This window comes from Pseudomonas sp. OVF7 (assembly GCF_030644265.1).
Taxonomy (GTDB): Bacteria; Pseudomonadota; Gammaproteobacteria; order Pseudomonadales; family Pseudomonadaceae; genus Aquipseudomonas; species Aquipseudomonas gorinensis.
In genome coordinates, this window is record NZ_CP128996.1 from 4,037,398 (window position 1) to 4,057,757 (window position 20,360).

Annotated in this window: 14 protein-coding genes and 1 pseudogene; 7 read left to right on the forward strand and 8 right to left on the reverse strand. The window is 55.8% G+C overall.

The window, feature by feature from the left end; genetic code table 11:
• Positions 1-49 precede the first annotated feature (49 nt).
• The 4 genes from QU606_RS18350 to QU606_RS18365 all read right to left on the reverse strand — a co-directional run bounded on the left by QU606_RS18350 (position 50) and on the right by QU606_RS18365 (position 5,094).
• Positions 50-1,348 (reverse strand): MFS transporter, encoded by a 1,299-nt coding sequence (locus QU606_RS18350; RefSeq protein WP_069075948.1) that lies wholly within the window; start codon positions 1,346-1,348, stop codon positions 50-52.
• Between the two features lie 47 nt (positions 1,349-1,395).
• Positions 1,396-2,553 carry a tricarballylate utilization 4Fe-4S protein TcuB gene (tcuB, locus tag QU606_RS18355; protein ID WP_069075949.1) on the reverse strand — a complete coding sequence of 386 codons (1,158 nt, stop codon included), beginning with the start codon at positions 2,551-2,553 and terminating at the stop codon, positions 1,396-1,398.
• Positions 2,540-3,988, reverse strand: coding sequence for an FAD-dependent tricarballylate dehydrogenase TcuA (tcuA, locus tag QU606_RS18360; protein WP_304997294.1), 1,449 nt, complete (start codon positions 3,986-3,988; stop codon positions 2,540-2,542). The genes tcuB and tcuA overlap by 14 nt, the downstream gene beginning before the upstream one ends.
• Positions 3,989-4,158: 170 nt before the next feature.
• The gene (locus tag QU606_RS18365) at positions 4,159-5,094 is read right to left on the reverse strand and encodes a LysR family transcriptional regulator (RefSeq protein WP_024075613.1); all 936 of its coding nucleotides are present in this window, start codon (positions 5,092-5,094) and stop codon (positions 4,159-4,161) included.
• A gap of 395 nt (positions 5,095-5,489) precedes the next feature.
• Between QU606_RS18365 and QU606_RS18370 the strand changes: the two genes are divergently transcribed.
• Entirely contained in the window at positions 5,490-6,284 is a 795-nt protein-coding gene (locus tag QU606_RS18370; RefSeq protein WP_304997295.1) for an SDR family NAD(P)-dependent oxidoreductase, read from the forward strand.
• A 6-nt stretch (positions 6,285-6,290) separates the two neighbouring features.
• Here the strand turns inward: QU606_RS18370 and QU606_RS18375 are convergent, their stop codons facing one another.
• Positions 6,291-6,911, reverse strand: coding sequence for a TetR/AcrR family transcriptional regulator (locus QU606_RS18375; RefSeq protein WP_069075952.1), 621 nt, complete (start codon positions 6,909-6,911; stop codon positions 6,291-6,293).
• Between the two features lie 162 nt (positions 6,912-7,073).
• Here QU606_RS18375 and QU606_RS18380 point away from each other — a divergent pair, with 162 nt between their 5' ends.
• From QU606_RS18380 to QU606_RS18400, 5 genes are all read left to right on the forward strand, one after another.
• Positions 7,074-7,514, forward strand: a complete 441-nt coding sequence (locus QU606_RS18380; protein ID WP_024075610.1) for a hotdog fold domain-containing protein — start codon at positions 7,074-7,076, stop codon at positions 7,512-7,514.
• Between the two features lie 855 nt (positions 7,515-8,369).
• Positions 8,370-9,803 (forward strand): hypothetical protein, encoded by a 1,434-nt coding sequence (locus QU606_RS18385; RefSeq protein WP_024075609.1) that lies wholly within the window; start codon positions 8,370-8,372, stop codon positions 9,801-9,803.
• A 10-nt stretch (positions 9,804-9,813) separates the two neighbouring features.
• On the forward strand, positions 9,814-10,620 hold the full coding sequence (locus QU606_RS18390; RefSeq protein WP_024075608.1) for a hypothetical protein: 807 nt from the start codon (positions 9,814-9,816) through the stop codon (positions 10,618-10,620).
• Positions 10,621-12,105, forward strand: coding sequence for a hypothetical protein (locus tag QU606_RS18395; RefSeq protein WP_024075607.1), 1,485 nt, complete (start codon positions 10,621-10,623; stop codon positions 12,103-12,105).
• Positions 12,105-13,145, forward strand: coding sequence for a hypothetical protein (locus QU606_RS18400; RefSeq protein WP_024075606.1), 1,041 nt, complete (start codon positions 12,105-12,107; stop codon positions 13,143-13,145). The genes QU606_RS18395 and QU606_RS18400 overlap by 1 nt, the downstream gene beginning before the upstream one ends.
• Positions 13,146-13,222: 77 nt before the next feature.
• Here the strand turns inward: QU606_RS18400 and QU606_RS18405 are convergent, their stop codons facing one another.
• The 3 genes from QU606_RS18405 to QU606_RS18415 are packed head-to-tail and all read right to left on the reverse strand — an operon-like array spanning position 13,223 to position 19,150.
• Complete coding sequence (locus tag QU606_RS18405; RefSeq protein ID WP_304998634.1) at positions 13,223-15,394, reverse strand: DEAD/DEAH box helicase; 2,172 nt, start codon at positions 15,392-15,394, stop codon at positions 13,223-13,225.
• A 43-nt stretch (positions 15,395-15,437) separates the two neighbouring features.
• Positions 15,438-16,733 carry an ATP-binding protein gene (locus QU606_RS18410; RefSeq protein WP_277378197.1) on the reverse strand — a complete coding sequence of 432 codons (1,296 nt, stop codon included), beginning with the start codon at positions 16,731-16,733 and terminating at the stop codon, positions 15,438-15,440.
• A complete protein-coding gene (locus tag QU606_RS18415) occupies positions 16,730-19,150 on the reverse strand; it encodes a TerB N-terminal domain-containing protein (RefSeq protein ID WP_304997296.1) in 2,421 nt (806 codons plus the stop codon). Before QU606_RS18415 ends, QU606_RS18410 begins: the two co-directional genes overlap by 4 nt.
• Before the next feature lie 278 nt (positions 19,151-19,428).
• Here QU606_RS18415 and QU606_RS18420 point away from each other — a divergent pair.
• Positions 19,429-19,575, forward strand: a pseudogene (locus QU606_RS18420) (glutathione S-transferase); the annotation flags it as partial.
• Between the last annotated feature and the right edge of the window lie 785 nt (positions 19,576-20,360).

The window sequence follows — 20,360 nt, forward strand, 5'->3', positions numbered from 1 at the left end:
GCGATGATTGCTTTCATGCGCTATCCGGGTAAACGAAAACGCTCTTTCATCACGCGTTGACGGCCACTGCGCGTTGTTTGCGATACAAGATTGTCGTCGCGGTGAACCCGCACAGCGCAGCAAACATCAGCCAGTAGGCCGGCGATGCCTTATCGCCTGTCGCCTGCACGAGCATGGTCGACACGGCAGGCGTAAACCCTCCAAATACAGCCGTCGCCAAACTGAAGGCCAGGGAAAACCCCACAACCCTTACGTTTTGCGGCATCACCTCTGTCAGCGCAGCGACCATCGCGCCGTTGTAAATACCGAAGAAGAAAGAGAAGTACAGCAGTACGCAGAGCAGCCGTTCGAAACTTGCCGCTGCGGCCAGCCAGTGCATGGCCGGATACGCGGTGAATATGCACAGCAGGGAAATCGCCAACAATAGGGGGCGACGGCCGATGCGGTCGGAGAGTGTGCCGCCGATGGGCAACCAGATGAAGTTGCTCAGGCCGACGAAGAGCGTGACGACCAGGCTGTCGGTGGTGCTCAGGTTGAGTACGGAGCGGCCATAGGTGGGGGTGTAGACGGTAATCAGGTAGAACGTGGTAGTGGTCATGGACGCCAATAGACCGCCTGCCAGCACCGTGCGCCAGTTGTCGCGCATGGAGCGAAACACTTCATTGGCACTTGGGTGATGCCGGCGCGCTTTGAACGCCTCGGTTTCCTGCAGGGAGCGGCGGATGATGAAGATGAACGGAATAATCACGCAACCGATGAAGAACGGGATCCTCCATCCCCAGGCAGCGACCTCGGCAGCTGCCATGGAGGCGTTGATGGTGTAACCCAGCGCTGCCGCAAGAATGATCGCCACCTGTTGGCTGGCCGACTGCCAACTGGTGTAGAAACCGCATCGCCCCGGTGTGGCGATTTCAGCCAGATACACTGAAACACCGCCCATTTCCGCGCCGGCGGAGAAGCCCTGCAACAGCCGCCCCAACAACACCAATATGGGCGCCGCGATACCGATGCTGGCATAGCCGGGTACCAACGCGATCAATACTGTTCCGGCGGCCATGATCGAGAGCGTCACAATCAGGCCCTTGCGCCGTCCAACCTTGTCGATGTAAGCCCCGAGCACGATAGCGCCCAGTGGACGCATCAAGAACCCGGAACCGAATACGGCGAAGGTCATCATCAGCGAAGCGAACTCGCTGGTGGCAGGAAAGAACGTCTGGGAAATGTAGGTCGCGTAGAAGCCGAACAGAAAGAAGTCGAACTGTTCGAGAAAATTGCCGCTGGTGACCCGCAGGATGGCGCCCAGTTTTGAACCCTTGGACGGGGTGTCTTGCGTTGTTGTTTTCATCATGGCTACCGTGGTGATCAGTCTTGTTTTTGGAATGACGGTGTTAGCGATCAGTCGCTTGCGGCGTTAATCGGGTTGGGTTGGCGTTTTTCGATGGAATATTTGAGCAGCGCGGCGCTGCGGAAGATGCCGTGGGCGAACTTGCTGTAGGGCATGGTCAGGAAAAAAGCCATGACCAGGCCGAGATGGATCGCCAGCAACAGGCCCAGGGCAACGGTTTCGCGAAACGCCAGGAGCGCGAGGCCGCTGGCGCTGATGAGAAACAGCAGCGCGATAAAGCCGCGGTCCATGGGTTTCTGGTGTTCGTCGCCCTGTTCGGCGTTGCGGCGCAGGTTCAACCACAAGAGCCCCGCCGGGCCAACCAGCAACCCGAGCCCGCCGGCGATGCCGAGCATCACCGGCACGCTCAGGACGGGGTAGGGCGCCGACCAGCCCAGCAGGAAATGGTAGAGCGTGGCCACACCGGTAGCGGCGAAGCACAGCATGAAGCCGTAGAAGGTGAAGTGGTGCATGCGCCGCCGCCACAAGGTGAATTGATCGTCGGCGTTATTGCAGCCCTCGCCATGGCCGCCATCCAGGTACTTGAGCGTGGCAACATTGGCGGTCGCTTCCAGCGCCGCCGACGTTGTTTGCCGGGGTGAGGCGTCGACCGGCGAGACATTGCGCCAGAAGCGCCGCACGCCGATCGTCAACGCGAGGACCGCGAAACCAAACACTGCGCCGAACATCAGGGCCAGGGTGTTATGCGGGAAGATCCCGTAGAAATTCCCCCCGGGCATTGGCGTGAACAGATTGCCCATCACCATCAGCGTCAGGCAGAGAAACAGGGCTAGCCCCGCGCCGGATGACAGCGCCAGGGTCAGCCCGTTGCGCCGGTATAAGGTGCCCATCACCTGCGGCCAGGCGTACTCGGCGTACGTGTCGAGGCGGACTTTGGCCATGGCTTTGGGCACATTGATAGCAAATTCATGAGGGGCGGCGTACTGGCAGGCATGCAGGCAGGCGCCGCAGTTGTGGCAGAGGTTTGCCAGGTAGTGGATGTCCGCCGCCGAAAACGCCAGGCGTCGGGTCATGGCCGGGAAGACCGCGCAGAAGCCTTCGCAATAGCGGCAGGCATTGCACACGGTCATTTGTCGCTGGACTTCGCTTTCATCAAGGTTGAGGACGGGAATCAGCGTGCCCGGCGCCTGGGGATCAAACAGCTGCATGGTGCGGCTCCTGGAATGAAGGGGACATGAAGCCGGCCGCGGCGGCTTGCGCACCGGCGATGCGACCGAATGCGGTACCAATAGCCATGCCGATACCGGCGGTATAGCCCTTGCCCAATACGTTGCCTGCCATCATTTCTCCGGCGACAAACAGGTTCGGGCTGGCCTTGCCGTTGAAGTGAACGGCGGCCGTTTCGTCGGTCGCGAGGCCTAAATAGGTGAACGTCACGCCTGGCTTGAGCGGGTAGGCGCAGAAAGGCGGTTTCACCAAGGGGCGAGCCCAATGGGTTTTGGCGGGCGTCAACCCTTCGGTGTGGCAATCGTCCAGGGCGGTGTGGTCGAACGTGCCGACGCGGCAGGCCGCGTTGTAGGCCTCGATGGTTTTAACGAACGGCCCGACGGGCAGGTTTAATTGGCGGGCCAACGCTTCCAGAGAGTGGGCGGTGGTCCCTGAAAATACCGGCGGCATAAAACGGCCGACGGCCTGCTGGTCGATGATCGAATAGGCTTGTTGGCCGGGTTGACCCGCTACCAGGCGACCCCAGATCGCATAGCGCTTGGGCCAGAAATCCTCGCCTTCATCATAGAAACGTTCGCCGTCGCGATTGACCACTACGCCCAGCGACACGCAGTCGATGCGGGTGCAGATGCCACCGTCATACAAGGGCGCGCGGGCGTCGATGGCCACCATGTGCGCTTGGGTGGGGTCACCGATAAAGTCGGCGCCCAGTTGCTGCATGCGCCGAAGCAGTACGCCGGTGTTGAAGCGCGTGCCGCGAATCAGGAAATTGTCCGAAGGCCACTCGCCGCGCGCGTTTTGCCCCCACGCTTCACGCAGCCATTCGCGGTTGGATTCGAACCCTCCCGCCGCCAGCACGCAGGTCCTGGCCTGGATACGTTCGGCGGGCACGCGTTGCCCATCGACGTCACGTTCACTCAAGTGGGCCGCGACGAAGGTTCCATCCTTCAATTCAATGTCGGTCACTTGAGCGTTGTAGCGGATGGTCACGCCCAACCGCTCGGCGCTGCGGTAATACGCGTTGACCAAGGCCTTGCCGCCACCCATGAAAAACGCATTGGTGCGCGCGACGTGCAGCGCACCGGACAGCGACGGCTGAAAATGCACACCATGGGCGCGCATCCAGTCACGGCAGTTCGATGAGGCGCGGATGACCAGGCGCGCGAGCTTTTCGTCGGTCATCCCGCCGGTGACTTTCAACAGGTCCTGCCAATACTCCTCTTCGGGGTAGGCGTCGACCAATACATCCTGCGGTGCGTCGTGCATGCAGCGCAGGTTGCGGGTGTGTTGCGAATTGCCGCCGCGCCAGGCCTTGGGCGCACCTTCAAGCAACATAACGCTGGCGCCGGCCTCTCGGGCCATTAACGCCGCGCACAAGGCGGCATTGCCGCCGCCAATGACTAATACGTCGATCATCATCACTCCTCGATCGCGAGGAGGCATGAACGAAGGGCTCCTCGCGAGTGGCGAGACCTTAGGGCAGCGAGCGTGGGGTCGAAAGGCGCGTTATCGGTTGGGGTGTTTAGTTTTCGTAAAGGCTTTGCGGGTTAGCGCATGCCGTGAAAGATAAGAGGGGGCGCTTGAGATCAGGGTGTGATGTCTTCGATCCACGAGGCGCCGGGCCATTGCCGATCCATGACCAGCTGTCGCGCCACGTCGGTGATGACCCGTCGCGCGGCCAGTGCGGCGGGCGCCAGCTCATCATCCGGCAGTGTCGCCAGCAGGTTTCGTCGACCCACGTGAGCATCGGCGATTTCCACCACCGAAAGCCCCGATTCACCTTTGAGCGCCACCGCGGCGCCGGGCTGGATGGTCGCGGCGTGACCCGCGCGTACAGCGTTCATCAACACGGCCAGGCCATCCACTTCCATGATGATGTTGGGCGTCAACCCCGACCGTTCAAAGGCCGCCATCAGCGTTGAGCGCAAACCGTGTTGTGCGCTGGGCATCACCAGGGGAAGTTGCCCCAGGTCGGCCATTTGCACACGGGGGCCTTGGGGCGCATCAGGCAGGTGTGGCGAGCAGATGACAAATAGTTTCTCGTCAAGCAAAGGCGTCACGCTCCAGCGCTTGCCGCCTTCGAGTTGAAACAGAACGGCCAGATCGATTTGGCGGGCATTCAGCTGTGTGGCCAGGTGCCCGGAGAGCATCTCAATCAGGTGCAATTGAATATCTGGATATCGCGCCCGCATCGCACTGATCAATGGCAGGGCAAGTACCGTGGCCGTCGTGGGCGGTAATCCAACGGTCACGTAGCCACTCATCCGGCCACGGTGCGCGGCCAGGATCGCATTGTCTGCTTGCCGCAGGCACAGCTGGGCAGGGTGCAGGAAGGCCATTCCGGCAGGGGTCGGTGTGACACCGGTGGTCGAGCGGTTCAGCAGGCGAGTCGAGAGTTCGCTTTCAAGTTTGGCGATTTGCTGGCTCAGCGCCGATACCCCCACGTCCAATTCAAGGGCTGCACGCCCCAGGCTGCCGTGCTCGACAATTTTTACGAAATAGCGCAGTTGTCTTAGTTCCAAGCGTTACGGCTCCATTTCAAATTGATACCGGTCCAAGTGACGGTGGGGAAGAGACATCCAACCACTCCGCGCCGCGTGATGATAAAGGTGACGGGGCGTTTCTGGAATTGGCGGTATGGAGTGGGCGCGGCTCACGGCGTGAGCCTACCGGTCGCTCAGTTGGCTGACATCCTCCACGACCGAGCGCGAAGCGGGCACGTTCAGACTATGCTCGCGGCCACTGATGGCAAAGTAATAGTTTCCCTCGCAGCCCCTCACCCCCGAGTTTCGTGGCTCACCCACCTGAATTGACATTTATCCAGGAGCGGCTAAGCCATACAGGGGTCGCTTTGTTTCACACAACGGTTGGAACTGATGGCGGGCATAAAAGCCCGCCCATGCCTGACGGAGAAATCATGAATATTCAGTTGAAGACTAAGCGCGCACTGGTTACCGCCTCGACGGGCGGCATTGGTTTTGCAGTGGTCAAAGGGCTTGCCGAAGCGGGCGCTGCCGTTGTTATCAACGGCCGCAGTGAGCGTTCGGTGAACGAGGCGGTAGTGCGTCTGCTGTTGGCAGTGCCCGATGCGAGTGTCAGCGGTGTGGCCGCAGACCTGAGCACCGCCGAAGGTGTCGCCACCTTGCTGGCCGGTGTCAGTGATATCGACATCCTGGTGAACAATGCAGGCATCTATGGGCCTCAGGACTTCTTTGAGACCGGCGATGACGTTTGGGACCACTATTGGCACACCAACGTGATGTCGGGCGTGCGCTTGAGCCGTGCGCTGCTGCCGGTCATGGTTGCGCGCGGGTGGGGGCGGGTGGTGTTCGTTGCTTCCGAGTCCGCCCGCAATATTCCCGCAGACATGATCCACTACGGCGTCTCCAAGACCGCCCAATTGGCATTGGCGCGTGGCTTGGCCAAGCGCGTCGCGGGCAGTGGCGTGACCGTCAATAGCGTGCTGCCTGGGCCAACGCTGTCCGACGGCGTCGCTGAAATGATGAAGGGCGAGGTCGAGCGCAGCGGGAAATCCCTTGAGTCGGTGGTCACCGAGTTCGTCATGCAACATCGCCCAAGCTCGATCATCCAGCGCGCATCCAGCGTGGAAGAAGTGGCCAACATGATCGTTTATGTCTGCTCGACGCAAGCATCAGCCACCACTGGCGCTGCGCTCAGAGTCGACGGTGGTGTGGTAGACGATATTGTCTGACGGCCTTTAGTCCTCACGTCCTACTGCGCGCCAGGCCGCATCTGCAAGCTGCTGCCGCAAGAGCCCTGGGTTGCGCTGGACGCGGCCAGAGAGCCAGGCGCGGCAGTAGCTCTCCGCCGAACCGATGATCAGTGACGGTATCAGCTCGGAGGGCAGGGCCTGCAAATTCTGCCGGTGGGCCGGGTCGCTGAACCACTTCTTGAGCGCGGCGTTCCTGGCGAGATTCGCCTCGGCGAGCCGCTCGTTGAAGCTGCTGCGGGCAACCGCAAAGCGCGCCTGGTACTGGAAGCGCGCCCAGTCGGGTTGGCTGACCACCCAATCCACGTAGCTGAACACCAGAGCATGCACCCATTCCTTGGTCGACGTCACAGCGGCAAGGTAGCTGTCCCTGAGGCGCGCCTGATCGTCCAGGGCGGTCATGTACAACGCCGCGACCAAGCCTTCCTTGTTCTCGAAATGATGATAAATGGCCCCCACGCTCATCTGGCTTTCGGCACGGATGATGTCGATGGTGGTCGCTTCAATGCCCTGCTGGTTGAACAGCGCCAGGGCACATCGAAGGATGTGCCGCTTGGACTCGGCACGACGGCCTGGGTAGCAGCGTTCGAGGAGATCGACAGGTTCCATTTTTCGGCCCAGGCAAAAAGGGGCCATGGTAATTGAAACCGAGGCTTGGCACGAGAGATTGACAGGCTGAGCGTTTACAGAATATTGTTCTGTAACAGAGCAATATTCTGTAATTGAGTAATGTTTTGTCCATGACTCCAGCCACCTGACCCGAGATATCCCATGAGCCAGACTCTCAGCATGTACCAAAGCGTTGGTCCGTCCGCTTTCAGCAATATGGCCTGCCAGATGGCACCGTACTTCGGCACCATCAACCCGGAAATTTCTGTATTGGCCCCCGGCCGCGGTGAAGTGAAGGTGCCGTTTCGCAAGGAAATCACCAATCACCTGGCGTCCGTTCACGCTATCGCGCTGTGCAACGCGGCAGAACTGGCGGGCGGCATGATGACCGAAGTGTCCATCCCCAGCGGCGCTCGCTGGATTCCTAAAGGCATGAGCGTCGAATATTTGGCCAAGGCCAAAACGTCCATCCACGCGATTGCCGACGGTAGCGAAATCGACTGGCAGACCTCGGGCGACAAGATTGTTCCGGTCGATATCTTCGACGAGGCCGGGGTGAAGGTCTTTACGGCACGCATCACCATGAATGTGAAAGTCGGCTAGATCGCCTGGGTTACCCGCCGTTCCGGGCAGGAGCGGCGGGTCGGGCTTAGGCAACGCGATGTGAACGACATCGGGCGGTCGTACCAATAAGGGGTCACTTGCGGTGTGATCGAATGTGCAGTCAATCGCGGCTTTTCGTTTGGAGCGTCCTGACGGGCCGTTCCGGGATGGGGACCTCAAATTAGCGGGGCGGCGTTTTTTTAAGGTCGAAATTTATCCCTGGCTATGCCCCCAATCGCAGCCAATATGCGATCGATTACGAATGGCAATTTCTGACCGAAAACCAAGGTGCAGCTAGGTGGCTTTCAGTGTGCGTCCATCCATCACGTGAATCGTCCCGGATTTTCTAGACACGTTGTAAGCAGACGGGTATCTCGTCTTGCGTATAAGTTAACTCCTTGCTCACTCGCCCGCTGCATCGGCAGGCGAGTGAGGACGCCCTTCAGAAAGGCATACGCAAACGCGCTAATGCGCAGTTTTCATCGGCCCGAGGATGGAAAACGCATAAGTCGTCATCCTGCCCAAAGGGCTGTATGGCGATTGGCTGAGGCCTCTCTGCTGCGGGACAGTATGGGGTTAATGCGGCAATATCCAGCGGATCGCCTGTTAAGCGAGGCTTGCTAGAACAGGCCGGCTGGTATTCCCAGAACAGCACTGACCATTTGTCCAAAATTAAACATTTTTGTGCTGATTTGTTGCCCTTATCTGTAGCGCTTGGCATTATTTGGCCATTACTCGACGCTGGCGCAGGGATGGCCGCGACACTCACCTATTTCTGTGCGTCCTCTTGGGCGTCAGCCTAGTGCCTTCCTATCTCTGCATCCCCTCCATTTCTGATTTTTGTGGTTCACATAAATGAGTTTTTTTCGAAAGCTGCTGGCTTTCATCGTCCAACTATTCAGTCGGAAGGATGAGCCGGATAGCGATGTACTGCCGAACATTGATCCTGAGAAAATCCAACGGGAACTTCGTGTTGTTGAGCTAGCAAAGCTGCGTGGAGCAGCGGGTGTGCCGTCTAGTACAGCGACCCAGTTGTCAGATGTTGAGCACAGTATTCGAGGGACGCTCGGAAGAATGCGCGAGCAGATACTCAAGTACGGCGAGCGGTCGCTCAAAATTCTGGATAACCGCTTGGACTCGATTGATGTGACCCGGGAGATCAAGCGCACGATTGCATTGGGTGAGGAGTTTGAGCGAAACGCTGATCAAGACATTTCAAAAATGGACGGCGAGCTAACGGAGCTTCAGCAGGTAGCTGAGGATAAGGCCCGTGCGCTGGAGGCGTTTCGCGAGCAGCACAAGTTGCAAGGTCGGCTTGCAGAGGCGTCCGATGGAGATGCGAAATGGAAGAATGGCGGCCTGCTGATCGCGATGATTGTCATTGAGGGGGCGGGAAACGCCTTTTTGTTTTCAGAGGGCATCGCCAGCGGTTATGTCGGCGGATTTGTAACTGCATTGATGCTTTCGGCATTTAACGTATTTGTATGCTTCTTTCTCGGTAGGGCCAGTACTTATAAAAACCATATAAAATCCTCTCTGGCTTTTGCAGGATATTTCGCGTTCGTTGCCTCCTTGCTGAGCATGGTCACTGTTGGTCTAGGAACTGCGTATTTCCGTTTTGTGTTGCCTCAACTGGAAGATGAATCGCAATCAGCGATTGCGCTGATTCTCGGCTATGTCCACACGTCGGTCCTTCCATTTCAGGACATCAGCACGTGCGCGTTATTTGCCCTGACGGTTATTTTCGGGCTGATGGCTGTTTATAAAGGTTATACCTGGACAGATCGTTATCCAGGGTACGCGAGGGTTTACCTGGCTTACGAAGACGCGCAACGGAGTTATGTTTTTGTAATTGAGGCGTTACGACAAGTGCTTGAACAGCGCAAGGTCGAATCCTTGCTGCTGATCGACCAGAACGTTGATCGTGCCTCATCCGCCATCCAAAACTTCAAGCGAAGTATGAGCCAAAAAGCGGTCATCAAGAAAGTTGTGGATGAGCGCATGGTGCTGGCTGACGAAACACTGACCAGTCTGGTTCGGACATACCGAATTGAAAACGAAATGGCCCGCCCTCGCGATAATCCACCGCCGGCCTATTTCGACGAGCCGGTGACTTTTGTTAAGGCTGAGATGCCCGACTTTGGCACCGAAAAGGACGAGCTAAAACTGGCCGAACAAGAACGCTTGATGCACGAAATGATCTCCAGTCTCGAGACGATCAGAGCCCGAATCCAATCGTCCTTTAACCAGAAATACGATCAAGTACAGCCGCTGCAGCAGCTATTTTAAGGAGAGCAGAATGGCAATTTATGCCCAGAAAAAAGGGCTTTCCGGTAAAGTTGTCGGCGTAATGTTCGGTGGTGTCGCCCTGATTGCGGCCAGCGCGATGATTTATATCAACTTCACCCGTGAAACCTTCGATAAGGAGACTCTTTGCCCGTCTACAGGGCCTAAAGGGCAATACGTGGTGTTGATCGACAACACCTCGCCGTTCCCGTTTACTCAGAAAGTTGCTTTGGGCCAACGGCTGAAAACAATGGTCACTGAGGAGCTGCCCGAGGGCTACCTGCTCTCGGTGTTTCTGCTCGGTGAAGACTTCAAAAGCAATGAAAAACCGTTATTTGAACGCTGCAATCCTGGGCAGTGGAAGGATAGAAACCAACAGACCAATAACAAAAAGTTTGTTGATCGTGACTTTAACCAGAAATTCGTAAAGCCGTTCGATGACATCGTGCACAAGATCTCGCTGGAAGAACGCAGCAAAAACTCGCCCATTTTCCAGATGCTGCAGCTGGTAGGCATCAATGGATTTGAGCGTGCGCATGTGTCAGGTGAGCGCAGGCTGGTGATTTACTCGGACATGCTGGCAAACATGCCGGAGTTCAGCATGTATAAGGCCTCCTTGCCGCAGTACGCGGAGTTTCGCAAGACTGCTTATGGGCAAAATGCTGCAGCGCCGGGCCTGAACGGTAGCAGTGTGGCGATCAATTTGTTGGCGGCTGATCAAAAAGCGCTGCAGAGCAACAAGTTGGCCGTATTCTGGGAGCAATATTTTCAAGATAACGGTGTATCCGTGGAAGGGTTTTCCCGGGTTGAGGGGCTGTAAATGGACGTCAATAAATGGATCAGGCGCGTCAGCACCTACTTTGCGATCGCCGTAGTACTGAAAATCAGCCTGTCGATTGCCAGTCTGTTGCTAAAAGACCCTAAGTGGCTAGGGTTTGTTTTTCCACTTTCGGTGATGGTGGGCTATTGGGCCATTGGCTATACGGTTCGACAAAAATGGGACAAGCAACTCACCCTGGCAAAATTTGCCGACTCGGTTTACTACCTGGGCTTTCTATTCACTGTGGCCAGCATCATCATCTGCTTGCTGGATATTGAGAGCCTAGGCGATAACCTGAATGGAATGGCTACTCGGTTTGGCGCCGCAATGGTCAGTACCGCGCTGGGTATGTTGGCGCGGGTTACTCATACCGGATTTCGTATCGACGCTAACGACGCGGTCAGAAGTGTCGAAGAGCGGGCGATTCACGCGGCCGAAAACCTCGCGATCTCCTTTGACAATAGCTTTCAGCAGCTCGAAGTGTTCCGGGATAAAGTCGGTGTCGCTTCCCGAGAGGCGGTGCAGAGTGTCAAGGAGCAGGTCAAGGCGCTGTATGAGCACAACATCACCGCCACCGATGCTTACTTTGCCAATGCTACGCAGCAGAGCAATGAAGCCTTCTCGCTCATCCTGGAAAACACTCGGCAAGCCAGTGACAAATTGTTGATCACTATCAATGAACTGGCCGAAAAGAGCACCATCACGTTGCGTCAGATGGAAGATAACGCGTTGGATTTCGGCACGATGGCGCGTGATCGTGTAGAGCAAATGATCTTTCCAGATGACCTGTTCACCCGCAAATTGGGTGGTTCAATCGATACCTTGGCAGGCACAACGGACAGTGTCAGTGAAGGTGTTGCATGCCTCGCCGAAGATGTCAAAACTGCCACCCGCCAAGTCACCACGGCCATACGCAATCTGAACGCCAAAACTCAGACGCTGGATGAGAATCTGGTTGCTGTAGGTGCCATTGTGACCAGCCAGGAGCGTCTGGTGGATGCGATGAAACAGCAGAGCAAAGAGGTCATGGACAGCGTTGAGCGTGTGCAGAAAGAGTACCTGGATTCGCTGGACGACCAACAAGAGGAGTACCTCAACGAAATCAAGACTCGCCAGCAATCGGTTGAACGCATTGCAGACAAGCTGGAGGCCCTGAGCATTCGAATCGAAAACGCCGATACGGTAGAGCGACTGAGTACTGAAGTCACTGATACCCTGAAGGGTGTACGTGAGGTCACTCAGACCAACCGAGACGTTTTGGCTGAGCGTCTTGAGCTCAGCCTGGCGCCGCTGATCCAGGCACTGGTTGAGAGTAATGAAAGGAATCAGGGGATCGCTGCACGTATGGAGCAGCACAATCGTGTGATCGAAACCGTTCACAGCCAGATGGATGCCCTGATCACTAAGATCGGCGACGTATCGATTGGGGAGTCGGCCAATCAACATGCTGAGCCTGCCCGCCCGGCTGATGCGAGAACCGCCTGATGAGCGGAAAGAACGATCAGGTTTTTCAGCTCTCACTTACCGAAATCTTTATCATCGTCTGCTTTATTTTGTTGTTGCTAATGGGGTACCAGATTTTTAAGTTAACCCATAAAAATCAGGCGTTGAATGAGAAAATGGCCGCCTTCCAAGATCTGGATATACGTGAAAAGGCGATCAGTACAGCAGCCGAGGCCTTGAAGGCACGTATGACCGCATTAGGTGTGCGTAAGCCTGATGAGATCATCAGCAAACTGATAGATGCCTCCAAAGCCAATGCAGAGCTGGATCGCTTGAAAGTGCTCTTGACCCAAAAAGATCAAGAGCTGACTGCTCTTGCAGCCATCGAAAAAGCGTTGATGGAAGTGGCTGGCCAGAAGAAAGGTGATGACGCCAAGCAACTGATACTAGAAACCATGATGTCGTTTGAGCAGTTGAAAAAGCTGGTTGTCGATCCTGATGACGAAAGCGACGCGCAGCCTACCGATGTGGTGAAGCGTGTCGCGGCGTTAAAGGCTCAGGAAGACATGCTAGGGGCAGCTTTCGGGACAACAAATGATCAACTCCAGCAAACAATCAAGCATGCTGTGGCCTTGATTCAGGCAGAAAAAAGTGGCGTAAATCCGGTTGAGTTGCAGAGAGCGAATAAAGACTTACGGGGCCAAGTTCAGTTTCTGCAGAACCGCTTAAATAAGGGGCGCGGCGGCGACCTTCCACCGTGTTGGGTGAATGAGGTCACGGGCAAGCCGGAGATGTTCCTCACGGTCAAACTCAGTGAGAACAATCTCACATTCGAACCTGCCTGGCCGCCTGCCCGTCAGGAGGACGCGATGGCGCTGCCAGGTATTGGCGAGTTGATGTCCTCTACCACCCGCACCTATGAAAGCTTTATTCAAGCGGCTAAACCGGTATCGGATTTGGGTTCACAAAAAGAGTGTAAGTACTACGTGCGTTTGGCTAGCCAGATTCAGGATGCAGTTACGTCTGATCGGCGCCGGCTGACAGTTGAGAATTTATTTTACAAAGTGGAAGTCAGGCGGTAAGGGATTCGTCTTGAAATACCGTGGTGTTGTTCGGACAGGAGATTGTCCGAACAACACCAACCTCTCAAGGTTTAGATTCAGCTCATCGACTGTCTTTGGGCAAAGCAAACAGCGGTTGAGATATCGAGCGATATGGAAGCAAAAGACTTCACGAGCAACGATTCCGGCAACGCCCAATCCCACTTTTCGCGCAACATGTTCTGTACGTCCTCCAAAATCGAATTGAGGTCACTTGGGTCCAGGCCTCCAACAACCGCAAGTGCCTCTTTTGCCTGATCGATATTCGCATCGATTTCTATAGCCAGACCCGAGTTATCACAAAAAAGGCCCGCATGATTAAGCAGCAGCCTTAATGCATCATTAGCGTAATCACCCAACCAACTAATCAAATAACATTTCCCACCCGACTCGATAAGGTACCGCTCACCAAGCCCCAATAAGGCAAAAGTTTTCCGGGCCTCTTCGAGTAAAGCTTTGGCACCATGATCGATAAAAGGGCAGGGGCTGGAGTCCGCTAAGACTGCTCGCATCTCCGCGCGTACGGCGTCATGTACCATTGCGCCCAAGCCATCGAACTGTGGAGGAGCACCGCCGCGTGCCGCTGAGACGATGATGACCTTGGCCTGCAGGTCAACATCACGCACCTGCCATCGACGGCCACCGAAGATAATGCGTTGGTCTTTGGTCAGCGGACGGCTAACGGGGACCGAGCCCAAGGCTTTACCGTCGCATACCAGACGGAATTCTTCATCGCTAGTGAATGCGCTGTAGAACTCATAGTGATTGATCATGCGCTCACCAACTGTTCCAGGCAGCAGCAATCCTGAGCTGTCCTGGACAATCAATTCGTGCTCCCCAAGAGATTTGAGTAGTTTCACAAAGTCCGGTTTTTCAATACCTTGAAATGCGCCTTCAGCAATCAAGTTTTTCCATAGGTCGGCAGCCGAAGCGCCGCCGCATTGAGCAATGATAGAAAGGCATTGCTGAACCAAGGTGGAGGCATGAATGCCCTGCGCTCTGGGAGGTTCAAACCAACCTCTGGTCAGCAGTCGAACCATGGCAATTGTTTGTACCAACCCTTGGCGTAATTGGTCGGATAAGCCAGATTTATCCGTGAGCGGTGATTCTTTACAGTAAACGCGTAACGTTGCTTTCTCTCCTGGGCGTCTGCCGGAACGCCCTAAACGTTGACGCAGACTTGCCACGGAAGGTGGGGCACCAATTTGCACCACCGTTTTGATACTGCCGATGTCTATTCCGAGTTCAAGGGTTGTAGTGCAAATCGCCGATGCTGGCCGGTCTCCGGCTTTCAGCGCATGTTCAGCCTGCTCCCGCAAGTCTTTCGAGAGACTGCCGTGATGAGGCCAGAACTCGTTGGGCACGCCGTCTTTCTCGCATCGTCGGCGCAGTTGGTCTGCGTACCATTCAACCTGGGACCGACTATTCGGGAATATCAAGTTATTGCTGCCGCGTAGTACCTGGTAGAGATGCTCCGCAATCGCGAAGTCGGGGCTTGCCTCATTTTCCGTTTCGTCTTCATTCCCCTCCTGCTCATTGGGTTGAGCAGGTTTCTTTTTAAGCTCGCTCATTGGCGGCTGAATGTAGCCGCGAACTTGCACCTGAAGTGTCTGGTTAGCGTTTTTCGATTCAATAACGGTAACGTTATCGGCATTGGCTGGGCGCAAAAACGCTGACGCCATCTGCATATCGCCGAGGGTGGCTGAAAGCCCAACCCTAGGAAGGCGCCTCCCCGCAGCAAGTTCAACCCTGTGCATCAATGACTGAAGTTGTTTGCCTCGCTCACTGCCGATGAAAGCGTGTAGTTCGTCCACGACGATATAGCGCAGGTGTTGGAATACCCCGCCGAGACTTGAGCCACGGTTGACGAACAATGCTTCAAGAGATTCGGGAGTGATCAGCAGCACGCCTTCAGATGATTTGAGAAAACGGTGTTTTTTGCTGGATGAAACATCTCCGTGCCAAGCGACAACAGGGATCTCAAGCTGCTCACAGAGTCGGCTTAACCTGTCCCATTGATCGTTAATCAAGGCCTTGAGCGGACTGATATACAGCACCGCGCCAGGCGGATCATCGTTATTGAGCAGATTCGTCAGGATGGGCAAGAAGGCGGCTTCGGTTTTGCCAGCGGCTGTTGCTGCGGCGATGATGACGTCCTGATCGGCGTGCACCAAAACAGGCACGGCCCATTCCTGGGCGTCGCGAAGGGAGGTCCAACCTTCAGCCCAAATCCAGCGCTGGATTCGGGGCTCTAGCTGTTCGAAGCCTGATGAATCAGAGTGTGAAGGTGGCAAGTTCATCGTCCGCATCGACCTTCATATCATCCTCACCGCCGGAATCCTTGGCGACCTCGACCGCCCCTAGCAGTGTTCGCCAATCGGCCCCTGGGTTTTGCTCCAGGATGGCCAGTAGATTGATGAACGCTGTGATTGTGGTGCGCGGTGTGCGGAAGTAGGCTTCCCCTAGGCGTTGGTTGCAGTGAGCCATAAACAGAGGAAGCGCCTCGTCAGGCAGCAAATACTTTTCGGCATCGCCGCCGGCATATACGTGGCGGAGTTTTTGAAGCAGTACGTAGAAGTCCTCAGGGGTAAGACTGGTAAGGCGAATGACCGGCCCCGAGAGATCCACCAGTCCGGTTTTGGCAAACGAGTTCTCAGCCAATCGCGACTGCAGGGCGGGGTAGCTGAATAACCCTCGACGAGTGTCCATCAAAAACTCGGGCGTGCCGCCTAGCACGAAACCCAATCCTTCGGATGACCCTTGCAATGAGTCGTTGAGGATGCGGAGGATCTGTTCGTAGTTGGCATTACGAGCCTGCGTATTCGCCAGTTTGTAGAGGTTAACCAGTTCGTCGAGGCATATCATCAGGCCACCGAACCCTGCGAGTCTGACGAACCTGGAAAGCAATTTGAGCTGGTCGTAGACGGAGGCGTCGTCAATGATCGTCCGCACGCCCAGGGCAGCGCGGGCATCGGTTTTGGTGGTGAATTCTCCGCGTAGCCAACGAATGGCGTCCGCCTTCAGTTGCTCATTGCCTTCCTCAAAGCCGCGGCAGTAGGCAGCGATCACCTCGGCAAAGTCATAGCCATTAACCATTTCGGTCAATTCGGCCAAGTGTTTACGAATTACTGTCTCGCTGTCGGTACCCGCTGCCTTGGCTTCTGTTTTGGCCTGGGAAATGAATTTCTCCACGATGCCTTGCATGGCACCACCGTCAGGCTTTGTGCGCGTTGACATATTCTTGGCCAGTTCGGAGTAAAGCGAGCGAGCTTGCCCCCCAGTGGCGTGTAACCGGCGGTCAGGGTTCAAGTCGGCATGCATGGTCACGAGTTTTCGTTCCATGGCGATAGCACGAACCAGGTTCAGAAAGAACGTTTTACCTGCGCCGTACTCGCCTATCACCACCCGAAACGCTGATCCGCTTTCCACCAGGCGTTCGACATCCTTGATCAGAGCATCAAGCTCACCTACACGGCCAACCTGAATCAGGTGCTGACCAACACGTGGCACTACGCCCGCGCGTAACGATTGAATGACCGCATCGCGATCCTTGGCTCTGATAGTGCTCATAGGGCTAATTCTTCCAGGATGTCTGTGTTTATCTCGACCGGGTCGTCGCCTTCTGTGACGGGCATGTCGAATCGTTCAAAAGCCATGTCGTTAATTTGTTCCAGAGCGCCATCGAGCATCAGCTCCATGTCGCTGGCAGCGATTTCCAGTTCTGCGCGGGTCCATTCCGGGCGAGAGATCAACAGGCGGAGGAAGGCCGAGTGTTCCAGATCAAGCCCAGGCACGTCCACGCTCGACTCCGAATTCGGTTCAGCGCTTTCAGTCGGCCGCTCCGGCTCCTCAACCTGATCCTCAGTGAACACCTTGGCGAGGAGGGCGGAGACCTCCGCTGTCTCCCGCTGAAGCTGTGCAATCCGATCATGATCAAGGACGAAACCTTGTTTCGAAGATGAGGCAGGCTGCGCGCCGGGTTCGGCGGATGGGTAAGTGGTGGCAGGCGTCACGGCGATACCCACACCGGCTGCCGCCCCATGGAGGTCGCTGTAAAGCAACTGGCTATCCAATTGCAGTGCCTTATAAACACGCTCCAGCAACTTCACTTCCGCAGGGCTGACGATGCCATCGGCCTGCGCCAGATGAGCGAGGAAGCCGGCAATGGTGCGTTTTGCATCGACGGGCAAGGGATCGAGCTTTTTCTTAAGGCTAGCAAGCGTGGGTGGTTGTTGGAGTTGGATTTGCAGATGTGCTTTGAGGCGTTTGTGATGGGCACCGCTCAAGTGACTCCATGAATCGATATGCTGAGCAAGCAGTGTGATTTCTTCGTTGGAGGTATCACCGTCGGCCGAAGCCACCGCACTGGCCAAATCAAGGGTTACCGATGCAGCGTTGTATGCAGCAGACGCACGGAGTGATCCATCTTCAGGCTGGGTTACAAACAACGCGATCCGGTCCTGGGCTTTTGGCGTCTTGCTACCACCCAGTACGTCGGGTTCCATTCCAATATGCAGCGACTCCAATGCGCGGGCCAGAGCGAGTACTTTGTCTCGAGACAACGCGCCCGCGCTTTTAAAGCGTCCTGCGAGCTCTCCAAAACTCATGACGATCAGGTCGTTACCAATCCTAGACCGCAACTCATCCAATTCATCGTGGGCTGCCTTCGGCCAGAGCGCGACAGGAAGCTGCAGGAGCCCCTCAAGTGCCTCTGCGCTTTCAGGGTTTCTTCCCAAATAACGGCTGTAGGGCTCAACTTCGTTGGTGCATTGCTCGACCAGCAGTTGCAAAATTTTACGTGTGCCCGAGGTTGCCATGATGTCAGGTAGATCCCCCAGGGTAAGCGTGGGGGCCTTTATTACGGCAGAGGCAGGGCGATAGCTGGCCTTCAGCTTGGTTTTGTTCTGCGCCAATGTCAGGCCCGCAGGATAAGTGTTTTCGTACTTGAGCTTGAACAAGCGTGAAAACACATCTTTGCAGCGTATGACTGGCGTGCGTTTACTGATGTTGGGGTCAGCCAACGCCCATGCCAGTGCCCAATCGGCATTCAGCGGATGCTTATTGGCTGCGTGCTGACCTAAACCAATGCGCAGCGGCAAAGGCATTTCGTAGCTGTGTTCGGCCACATTGGGTGGCAGGCCAAGGTAGAGATTCGCGTCAACAACGCGGTTGCCTAGGTAGTCAAGGAAGCCTTCTGCATAGCCTCGGAATGACCCATTTCCTCTATAAATACTCAGTAGACGCCGGACCTCGTCGACTATTAGAGGAACCTCATTAATGACCTTTGAATCGTAAATGGGATCAATGAGGGCTCGACGTTCTAAACCGTAGAAAAACAAAAATACATAGCCGGTATCCGCCAACGGATCACTACGCCCACCTGCGAGCCATTGCAGGTATCCGCGTCGCGCTTGCGGTGTAATGGAGTGAAAGCTCGGCCAATAAGACATCAGTCGCTCATTGAGGTCGACGTAGTTCTTGGCAATCCGAAGCTTTGGGTTGATCAGTGAAGGCTCTTGAGCATCATGTGTGCTACCGAGTGTGCTCCCGATATAAAACATGCCGCCAGGCAGGGAGAAGCCGGCAACTTCGATGATTTCGCCAGCAGGCACCCAGCGGGCGTCGGCCTTCTGTGAGCTGATACTTGGAATTTTAAAGGTATTGGCAGGGGGAGAGCCGAGTTGCACCGTATAAAACTCGGGGCTTTCCTCATTGTCCCTATTGCTCGTCGAGACTTCACGCATGGAAAACGTTACGCCCAAGCTTTGTGGCTTTTGCGGGCGTACATTCTTTGCAGCGGATGCTTGAAGCTGATTGAGCCGGCGTTTTCCGCGTTCGGCCAGCAGCCACATAATGGTGCCGATACCCGCTATGACACCGATCGCTATCCAGGCATTTTTTGGGATAGCAGCGAGAGCACTGAATGCCAGAGCAAAAATAATAAGTATGCCGGTGCCACCGGAGTTTTTTGCTTTCTTCCTTGCCATGTGTCATTTCAACCTTGAAAAATGGGTGCTGGCGCAATGGCAGTATCCAATATTTCTAACGCTTGAGCCAATGGCTTGGCTGAGCAGATGATCGGAAAGTTGAACGATCTTGGATGTAGGTCATTTCAGCTCAAGATTTGATGCTTAACGCATTTCATCTGAACGTCACGGCGTTTACGTGAGCCATCCTCAGTAATTTCAAGCATCAGTAGTGAGACCTGCCTGACAACAACTTGAGTCTAACGAAGCCTTCCGCCCCCATTAGTAGATACGGACCATATACCCAGGCGGATATTCCTGTGGGACGCTCGGTTAATCGCTGGTTCGACACGCCGTTCGAGCATCCGTGGTTGCCGGCAGTGGCGGATTATTTCCAGCGCTTGAGCGAACTTGCCGGATCCCTCCTGCAGGGCATAGGTGCCACGGGGTGGCGTAGGGGCGCCCTGATGCAGTGTCCTGCTGGCCCTCGGCATCGTTGGAAACGATCACGTGCCGCTGTCGTCTTGGCCGAATGATGGTGCGCTACCATCATTGTCGATCACACGACTCCTCACTTCTTCTCGTATGGAGGTTCTCAGCTATTAACTGAAGTTATCGACTAGCGCTCACGGCGGCTGGGAACGACGCCGGGGAGACTTTTCGAGAACGGAACTGTTGAGCCTTAGACTGAGGGCATCCTTTTCAAAACATCCAAAGCATGCCCTCAGATGTGCCCCCAATGTACCAATCCACTGGAAGTGGATGGAGCTCCATGGTTTGTGGAAAGGCAAAAATGATCAGATGAACAGCCTGCCCGACGACGCCTAGAGACTCTCAGGATCGCCGAAAAACATTTTGACTGGGCTCTAGGACGGTAGTTATCACCCGAAAAAATCGAATCGTGCCCCCAGTTTTGCCCCCTTTATCAACCAGCTGATTCTCGCCAACTATCCACCCGGTGCTTATTTCAACTTACTTCTGGGGCGCATGCTGTCGATTTTCCCCTACGGCACCCTGACCTGCCGATGGCCGCAGCTGAACAGGCGAGTATCGTACTTCTGGAGCGTGATTCCGTTCTTCTGCGAGTTACGACCGAACGTTTATGTCGCGCTGGCCTGCAACGGCCACGGCACTTGCTGGGCGCGCCGAAGCCGGCGTGAAATCCGCCTGAGCCGATACTGTTGAACGAAATGAACTTCACCCTTCATAGCGAGCAGTTAAACGCGGGGCT